Annotated in this window: 9 protein-coding genes; 2 read left to right on the forward strand and 7 right to left on the reverse strand. The window is 66.2% G+C overall.

The window, feature by feature from the left end; all coding sequences use genetic code 11:
• The 5 genes from DBR20_RS06100 to DBR20_RS06120 all read right to left on the reverse strand — a co-directional run.
• On the reverse strand, positions 1 to 898 hold an 898-nt coding region (locus tag DBR20_RS06100; RefSeq protein WP_181393028.1), incomplete at its 3' end, for an AMIN domain-containing protein.
• Positions 899 to 919: 21 nt separating this feature from the next.
• Positions 920 to 1,456: a pilus assembly protein PilP gene (locus DBR20_RS06105; protein WP_181393029.1), complete on the reverse strand. Its 537-nt coding sequence runs from the start codon at positions 1,454 to 1,456 to the stop codon at positions 920 to 922.
• On the reverse strand, positions 1,453 to 2,109 hold the full coding sequence (pilO, locus tag DBR20_RS06110) for a type 4a pilus biogenesis protein PilO (RefSeq protein WP_108265565.1): 657 nt from the start codon (positions 2,107 to 2,109) through the stop codon (positions 1,453 to 1,455). Before pilO ends, DBR20_RS06105 begins: the two co-directional genes overlap by 4 nt.
• Positions 2,106 to 2,978, reverse strand: coding sequence for a PilN domain-containing protein (locus DBR20_RS06115; RefSeq protein ID WP_108265566.1), 873 nt, complete (start codon positions 2,976 to 2,978; stop codon positions 2,106 to 2,108). The genes pilO and DBR20_RS06115 overlap by 4 nt, the downstream gene beginning before the upstream one ends.
• Entirely contained in the window at positions 2,978 to 4,036 is a 1,059-nt protein-coding gene (locus DBR20_RS06120; RefSeq protein ID WP_032951624.1) for a pilus assembly protein PilM, read from the reverse strand. The genes DBR20_RS06115 and DBR20_RS06120 overlap by 1 nt, the downstream gene beginning before the upstream one ends.
• Positions 4,037 to 4,253: 217 nt before the next feature.
• On the opposite strand from DBR20_RS06120, the gene DBR20_RS06125 reads away from it, so the two are divergent.
• Together DBR20_RS06125 and DBR20_RS06130 are read left to right on the forward strand one after the other, a co-directional pair.
• A complete protein-coding gene (locus DBR20_RS06125) occupies positions 4,254 to 6,680 on the forward strand; it encodes a penicillin-binding protein 1A (RefSeq protein WP_108265567.1) in 2,427 nt (808 codons plus the stop codon).
• Positions 6,681 to 7,032: 352 nt separating this feature from the next.
• On the forward strand, positions 7,033 to 7,677 hold the full coding sequence (locus tag DBR20_RS06130) for a hypothetical protein (protein WP_089236654.1): 645 nt from the start codon (positions 7,033 to 7,035) through the stop codon (positions 7,675 to 7,677).
• Positions 7,678 to 7,753: 76 nt separating this feature from the next.
• On the opposite strand, the gene DBR20_RS06135 is transcribed toward DBR20_RS06130, so the two are convergent.
• The gene (locus tag DBR20_RS06135) at positions 7,754 to 8,491 is read right to left on the reverse strand and encodes a hypothetical protein (protein ID WP_108265568.1); all 738 of its coding nucleotides are present in this window, start codon (positions 8,489 to 8,491) and stop codon (positions 7,754 to 7,756) included.
• Between the two features lie 69 nt (positions 8,492 to 8,560).
• A complete protein-coding gene (locus DBR20_RS06140) occupies positions 8,561 to 8,707 on the reverse strand; it encodes a YadA-like family protein (RefSeq protein ID WP_258223225.1) in 147 nt (48 codons plus the stop codon).
• Positions 8,708 to 8,718 lie beyond the last annotated feature (11 nt).

The following is an 8,718-nucleotide window of genomic DNA, read 5'->3' on the forward strand; positions in this document are numbered from 1 at the left end:
GCGTGGCACTGTGGTAGTTGATCTGGACGTAGTCGGTCATCAGATCTTCGCGGTTCTCGATGGCGATGCGCGCGTCTTCCTTCTCCTGCTCGAACTTGGCCAGTTCGGACTGCGGCGCAACCCACACCACGCTGCCGTCACGACGCTTGTCCAGGCCCTTGGCACGCAGCACGATATCCAGCGCCTGGTCCCACGGCACGTTGACCAGGCGCAGGGTCACATTGCCCTGCACCGAGTCGGAGGCCACTACGTTCAGATTCGACTCTTCGGCAATCAGCTGCAGGACAGTGCGCACGGGCACGTCCTGGAAGTTGAAAGTCACCGGCTTGCCGGCGAAGCCGCGCTGCGGCACGCCCTTGGCGGCCTGGGTCACGCTGCCGGCAGTGACTGCGCCAACGGCGGCCTGCGCCTGCCGCGGGCTGATCTCCACCACGTACTCGTTGCCACTCTGGTAGGCCAGCGACTCGACCGGACCGCCCGTGCTCAGCACCAGCTGGGTGCCGGCCCCGGACGGCTTGGCATCGATGCGCTGCACCGGAGTGGCGAAGTCGGTGACGTTCATCGGCTTCTGCAGGTTGGCCGGCAGGCGCGCGTTACCGACATCGACAACCACGCTGTTGCCCTGGCTGCGCAGGTCGGGCATGGCGCCCTGGCCGTCGAACTGCAGGATCAGGCGGCCTGCGCCGTCATCGCCACGCTTGAAGTCGATGCGCGAGACCGACAGGCCTGCCGGTGCAGCGGCCGGCGTCGCCGCCAGCGCCGTGCCGGTCGGTTTTTCCGACGGTGCGGCGGCCAGCGCCGGAGCGCAGGCCAGCATCAACGCGACTCCCAGCGCGCTGATGCGGTTCAAGGTGGAGCGCCGGATGGGACGCAGCCCCTTGGCTTGGTGAAAGGTCATCGTGCTATCCCCAGTAAACGATCATTGATCTTCCAGCGCGAGTGTTGCTGGACGTTCCAGCCAGCCACCCGCGCCATCCGGCACCAGTTCGATCAGCTCCACGCGGTCTTCGAAGACCGCGGTGACCCGCCCGTCGCTCTGCCCCAGGTAACCGCCGGGACGCACCCGATAGGTCACCTTGTCCGGCCCCATCACCAGCGCCACGGTACCGGCGCCTGTTCCGATGGTGCCGACCATGTCCAGCGCGTCCAGCGGGAAGCCTTCCATCGGCTCCTTGCGCCGGTTCGGATCTGGCCGCAGTCCCCCATTCCCCTGCTGCGGGTTGGTCCAGGCATCGGTGAACGGATCGCGCATGCCCTGCGCGGAGTATTCGAAGGTCTCGAACTGCTGCATCACCGGCAGCGGCTCCAGCGGCTGCGCCGGTCGCGCACGCTCGCTTTCGACCCATTTTTCCAGGTTGGGTGCATCACCCGGCGTGCTGGTCACGCCACGGCCGCAGGCGGCCAGCAGCACCACCATCAGCACCATCCCACCACGTGCAATGAAGGAACGGATCACTTCTTCGCCTCCTTGCCCGCTTCAGCCTTCTGCTGTGCCTCGACCTCGGCCTCATCCAGGTAACGGTAGGTCTTGACCGTACCGGACAGTTCCAGGGCTCCGGCGCGGACGTTGCCACCGGTCTTGTCCTTGGGCTTGAGGTTGATGTCGTGCATGGTCAGGATCACCACCCGCGGCAACGAGGCCACGCCGCTGACGAAGGCTCCGAACTGATGGTAGCTGCCCACCATCCGCAGCTTGATCGGCTTCTCGGCGTAGAACTCCTTGATCTGCTCCTGCTCCGGCTCGAACAACTCATTGGACAGGCCGCTGGACAGCGCGGTCTGCGAGATGTCGATGATCAGGTCCGGCATTTCGGTCTTGCTCGGCAGCTGCCGCAGCATCTGCTGCAGGACCTGCTCCATCTGTGCCAGCTGCTGCTTCAGCGGTTCCAGATTGACCGCGCGTTCCTGTTCCTTGGTGAACTGGGTGCGCAGCTCGACCTCCTTCGATTCCAACCCGGCCAGTTCCTCGCGCTTGCCGCTGACCAGCAGCATCCACAGCACGAACATGATGACCAGGGCGATCAGCGAGCAGAACACGATCTTCGCGTTCTTCGGCCAGTTGCCGATGTCGTTGAAGTCCAGGTTCTTGATGTCGACTTTCCTGCTCATGCGCGATCCCCCTGCAGCGGGGCGTGGAAGGCCTGCGGTGGCTGCGCCAGGCGGCTGCCCTCAGGCTTGGTTGCCGGTGCGGCCGGCGCAGGCGGTGCGGCCGGCGCTGGTGCCTGTGCCGGGGCAGTCGCCGGCGTAGCTGCCGGAGTCGATCCCGACGGCGGTGCAGCAGCAGGTGCCGCAGCGTCCGGCCCGGCACTGAGCGGTGCGACCGGCGGTGCGACCGGCGCGGTGCCGGCCACACTGCCATCAGGGTTCAGGCCCGGGGTCGTCGCTGTTTCCTCGCTCTGCGCGGGCAGCTTGACCTTGACCTTGAACACATACGGCAATGCCTTGATGTCGGCCACCGGACCAGTCGCACGTCCGTCCTTGTCCTTGTCCGGTTCACGCGCCTCGATGATCGCCAGTTCCGGATTGGTCATCCAGCCGGAGACTTCCAGGTTGCGCATGTAAGCCGAAACGCGTGCATTGGACTGGGTGCGGCCTTCCAGGGTCAGCACGTCGCCTTCCTGCTGCAGGGCGGTGAGCACCACGCCATCGGGAATGGTGCGGACCAGCGCATCGAACAGGTGGACCATCTGCGAACGCTTGGCCTGCAGCTGCTCGATCACCGCCTTGCGGGCCAGCAATCGATTCTTCTGCTCGTCAAGGCGGTCGATTTCCGTGTTCTGCTCCTTGACCTTGTCGATCTCGGTCTGCAGGTAGGCGTTGCGATCGTTCTGCCCGCTGACCTGCATGTCGTAGTAGAACCAGATCAACAGCGACAGCAGCAAGCCACCGAGGGCGGCCATACCCAGCATGATGCCGAACTCGCGCTGGCGTTGCTTGCGCCGTTCGGCGCGCCAGGGCAATAGATTGATGCGCGCCATCAGTCAAAGCTCCTCAGCGCCAGACCGGTCGCGATCATCAGCGCCGGGGCGTCCTGGGCCAGCGCGTGCGCCTGCACCTTCGGCCCCAGGGTCATCTGTGCCAGCGGGTTGGCGACCACGGTCGGCACGCCCAGCTGTTCCTCGACCATCTCCGGCAGGCCTGCAAGGGCGGCACAGCCGCCAGCCAGCACGATGTGATCGACGCGGTTGAATTCGCTGCCGGCGTAGAAGAACTGCAGCAGACGACTGATCTGCTGCACCGTGGCTTCCTTGAACGGCTCCAGCACTTCCATCTCGTAGCTTTCCGGCAGCCCGCCCTGGCGCTTGGCCAGACCGGCTTCCTCGTAGCTCAGGCCATAGCGGCGCATGATCTCGTCGGTCAGCTGCTTGCCACCGAACACCTGTTCGCGGCTGTACAGGCTGCGGCCACCGCGCAGTACGTTGAGGGTGGTCATGGTGGCGCCGATATCGACCAGCGCAACCACGCCCTCGGCCGAAACCGGCAGCTCGCTGGCCACCAGGGCGAAGGCGTTCTCGACCGCGAAGGCCTCCACGTCCATCACCTTGGCCTGCAGGCCGCCCAGTTCCAGTGCGGACTGGCGCAGTTCAACGTTTTCCGAACGCGAGGCAGCCAGCAGCACCTGGACCATTTCCGGGTTGTTCGGGATCGCCCCGATCACCTCGAAGTCCAGGTTCACTTCCTCGATCGGATACGGAATGTAGTTGACCGCTTCCAGCTCGATCTGGGCTTCCATGTCGTTCTCGTCCAGGTCGGCCGGCATCGGGATCACCTTGGTGATCACCGCCGAACCGGCCACGGCCGCAGCGGCCAGCTTGGCCTTGCTGCCGGAACGGTTCATCGCCCGGCGGATGGCCTCTCCCACGGCCTCCACTTCGACGATGTTCTTCTCCACCACCGCGTTCGGCGGCAGCGGTTCCACGGCGTAATGTTCCACACGAAAACGGTTGCCGCTGCGTGAAAGCTGCAACAGCTTTACCGCAGTCGAACTGATGTCGACGCCAATAAGCGGCGACTGACTTTTTGGGATGAGCCCCACGGTTTCTCCCCTGCCGACGGGCACTTGGACGCAAGAGCTGCGTCCGCGCATTAATAACGTATTCTTAGCAAATGGCAACCGCCCTGCTGTGACATCCCTCACAGGATGAACACGCAGCCCCTGGCGTCCCCTTGCACTCCCCAGTGCCGGCCCCAGCCGCCACCTTGCGTAATCTATACTCTGCGACCACGAAATTCGCAATCGGAATCTGACACCGATGACCCGTCTCCGCCGCTGGCTGCGCTGGATCTTCCTTGTTGTCCTGGTCCTGGCGCTGGTCGGAGCGGCCGCCGTTGGCGGCCTGTACTACGCCGTTTCTTCCAAGCTTCCCGACGTGCAGACCCTGCGCGATGTGGAAATGCAGGAGCCGATGTACGTCTACGCTGCCGACGGCAAGCTGATGGCGGTGTTCGGTGAGACCCGGCGTACCCCCATCACCATGAAGGACGTGCCGGAGAAGCTGAAGCAGGCGTTCCTGGCCACTGAGGATGCCCGCTTCTACGAGCACGGCGGCGTGGACTACAAGGGCATCGGTCGCGCGGTGTGGCTGCTGGCCACCACCAACGACAAGCGCGTGCCCGGTGGCTCCACCATCACCCAGCAGGTGGCCCGCCAGTTCTTCCTCAGCTCCGAGTACAGCTATACCCGCAAGCTGGCCGAGATCCTGCTGGCGCGCAAGATCGAGTCCGAGCTGAGCAAGGACGAGATCTTCGAGCTGTACCTGAACAAGAGTTTCTTCGGCAACCGCGCCTACGGCGTGGCCGCCGCCGCCGAGTTCTACTACGGCAAGAAGCTGGGCGAACTGGACCTGGACGAGATGGCCTCGCTGGCCGGCATCCCCAAGTTCCCGTCCTCGGGCAACCCGATCTCCAACCCGGAGCGCGCCCGCCAGCGCCGTGACAACTATGTGCTGCAGCGCATGGCCGACCTGAAGTTCGTCAGCCAGGCCGAGGCCGACGCGGCCAAGGCCGTGCCGATGCACGCCACCGCGCATGAGCCGCCGGTGCAGGTCGATGCGCCCTACGTGGCCGAACTGGTGCGCCAGGAAATGATCGCCCGCTTCGGCGGCGACGTTGTCAACAAGGGCTACCACGTCACCACCACCATCGACGCGACGCTGCAGACCGCCGCCAACCTGTCGGTACGCGACGGCCTGCTGCTGTACGACCATCGCCACGGCTGGCACGGCGTGGAGAAGCAGGTACAGCTGGGTACCGGCGATGATGCCGCTGCATTGGCCGAGCACCTGCGCGGCACGTTCTCGCAGTCCGGCCTGCTGCCGGCCATCGTCGCCAGCACCGGCGCCGACGGCAGTGCCACCGTGGTGCTGGCCAACCGCAGCGAGATCGTGCTGCCGGCCGGTGCCGCCAAGTGGACCAACAAGAGCCCGGCCAAGCTGGTACAGCGCGGCGACATCGTGCGCGTGCGCGCAGGTGCCAAGGAGGGCGAGTGGCTGCTCGACCAGCTGCCGCGCGGCCAGTCCGCGCTGGTCTCGCTGGACGCCCACAGCGGCGCACTGAAGGCCCTGGTCGGCGGCTTCAGCTTCTCCGGCAACAAGTTCAACCGTGCCACCCAGGCCCGGCGCCAGCCGGGTTCGAGCTTCAAGCCGTTCGTCTATGCGGCCGCCTTCGACAAGGGTTACAACCCGGCCTCGATCGTGCTCGATGCCCCGGTCGTGTTCCGCGACCGCCGCGGCAAGACCTGGGCACCGCAGAACGACGGCGGCGGCTTCCGTGGCCCGATGCGCCTGCGTGAAGCGCTGGTGCAGTCGCGCAACCTGGTCTCGGTGCGCCTGCTTGATGGCATGGGCGTGGACTACGCGCGCAAGTACATCAGCCAGTTCGGCTTTGCCGAATCCGAGCTGCCGCCGAACCTGTCGATGTCGCTGGGTACTGCCTCGCTGACGCCGCTGTCGGTGGCCCGTGGCTATGCCGTGTTCGCCAATGGCGGCTCGCGCGTGGACACCTGGCTGATCGACCAGGTACTCGACCGCGATGGCAACCTGGTGTTCAAGGAAAACCCGGCGATGGCCTGCCGCGACTGCGCCGGCAGCAGCGACCAGCCGGTGAACCAGGTGGTGGACGGCTTCAACTTCGGTGCCCCGCCACCCAAGGTTGACGCCACCGCCGCCGCCAAGGCGGAAGCCAAGAGCGAAACGCCAGCCGCACCGGTCAACCCGGATGCGCGTACCGCACCGCGTGCGATCGACGCACGCACCGCCTACCAGCTGGTGTCGATGATGCGCGACGTGGTCCAGCGCGGCACCGGCGCGCAGGCCAAGGTACTCGGCCGCGAAGACGTGGGCGGCAAGACCGGCTCCACCAATGATCACCGTGACGCCTGGTTCTCCGGCTTCGGCGGCTCGTACGTGACCACCGTGTGGGTGGGCCGCGACGACTTCCGCTCGCTGGGCTACCGCGAATACGGTGGCAAGGCCGCCCTGCCGATCTGGATCGACTACATGCGCACCGCGCTGAAGGACACCCCGATCGCGCAGAACGAACCGCCGAGCGGCATGGTCCAGGCCACGCTCAATGGCGCGGTGGAATGGGTGAAGGTGGAAGACATGGACCGCCTGACAGACTACGACCTCAACCTGCAGAGCACCCCGCAGGCGGACGCGGCCGCGTTCGATATCTTCTAAGGCCAGGCTTGGTGGGTGCCAACCTTGGTTGGCGCCGATACATTCGCCGGGCATGGCCCGGCGCTACCACCGCCCGGTGGGTGCCAACCGTTGGTTGGCGCCGATGCATCCGCCGGGTGTGGCCCGGCGCTACCCCGGTAGATGCCAACCTTGGTTGGCGCCGACATATTCGCCGGGGGTGGCCCGGCGCTACCTTGGTCGCTGCCAACCGCGGTTGCATCCGCACGCCGCAGTTTTGCCCGGGTAGCGCCGGGCCATGCCCGGCGAGCGCAGCGGCACCTCCGTGGAATACCCACGCAGATGTCACATGCCTGCGCTAGTCTGTAGCCAGGTCGCAACAGGGAGTCATCGCATGCACCGCGCTCACCAGCATGCTGCCAGCCAGACCCGCGAACGGCGTCATCGCCTCGCCCACGAAGCCGCCCGGCTGATGGCCGAAGGCGGAATCCGCGACTTCCATCAGGCCAAACTCAAGGCCGCCAGCCGTCTTGGCATCCACGACGACGCCTCGCTGCCCCGCAACGTCGAGATCGAACAGGCCCTGCGCGAGTACCAGCGGCTGTTTTCCGGCCCACAACACGGCAACGAACTGCAGCGGCGGCGCGAGTCCGCGTTGCGCGCGCTGGAGTTCCTGCACGGGTTCTCGCCGCGCCTGGCCGGCCCCGTGCTGGACGGCACCGCCGACGCCAACAGCCCCGTGCAGCTGCACCTGCACAGCGACGACCCGGAGGCCGTGCATCGTTTCCTGGACGAGCACCGCATCCCCGCCGAATCGCGCACGCGGCGCCTGCGGCTGGACCGCGAGCGCAACCTGGATGTCCCGGTGTGGGTGTTCAGTGCCGAAGAACTGACCTTCGACCTGGCCGTGCTGCCCTACGACGCCCTGCGCCAGGCACCGCTGTCGCCGGTGGATGAGAAACCCATGCGGCGGGCGTCGGCCACGCAGTTGCGGCAGTTGTTGGCCGAGACGGAGATCACCGCCTACATCGGCGGTTGACCGGCGTAGAGCCGAGCCCATGCTCGGCTCGGGGCTGCCGCGATCTGCGCGGAGAGCAGCCGAGCATGGCTCGGCTCTACGGGAAGATCAGCTTTTCCTCGGTCGGGGTTGCCAATCGCGCCAGCCACGGCACCGCGGCCCGATGCGGATACTCGGCCATCATGCGCGCATGCATCTTCTGCAGGTCATGCAGGTTCCAGGCGTGCGAATACACATCCTGGAAATCATCCGCCCAACCACTGCGCACACGCATCCGTTCGCCATCAAGGTTCGGCACCAGGTACCACGGCACCTGCAGGATCTCGGCCAGAGCCTTGTTGCGTACCGCGCTCTCGCGCCCTGACCGCTGCAACTGTTCGATGCGGAAACTCACGCGGCGGCAGGGAAAAGGCATGCAGGTGCCGGTAGCGTTGATGTAGTCGGCGATGTCCGCGTACATGTCCGCCTGCAGCTTCATCGGTACCGGGTCCTGCAGCGTCTGCCGCACCCGCAGCGTGCGCTGGGTGCTGCCGCGGATCTCCGCGGCGCTGTAGAAGGGATGACCCGGCGTCGTGCCGCCGTGGCGCACCAGCACGATGCGATGGATCGCTTCGTCGGTCAGCACTTCCACCCGCACCGCGGCGGCTTCCGGATGGATGCGCGGCGGCGGCACGTTCACCACGCGCCAGAACCCCCACACCATCAGCCCCATGCAGATCATCAACACCAGGCACGCCAGCGTCCACGTATCCATGTCGTGGGTGACGTAGCGGATGCGGGCGCGCCAGACGTAGTAGCGCCGGTAGGTCATGAAGCGGCTCATGAAGCTGTACATCGCAATTTCCTCTGCAATGGCCCCGGCGCGGCGGGGCTCGTTACGCGCACCACACCGGGGCGCCATGGCTTACCAGCCGATGCCCACACCCACGCCCATGCTGCGCTCACCGCTGTTGGTGAACGCGCCATTGAGGCTGAAGGTGGCTGAGCCCTTGTCGTTGAGTACGCGCTGGTAGCCCACCGCCATGGCCGATTCGCCCTCGGCGTAGCCCACGCCCGCGCCAA

This window comes from Stenotrophomonas sp. HMWF023, from assembly GCF_003060985.1.
Classification (GTDB): Bacteria; Pseudomonadota; Gammaproteobacteria; order Xanthomonadales; family Xanthomonadaceae; genus Stenotrophomonas; species Stenotrophomonas lactitubi.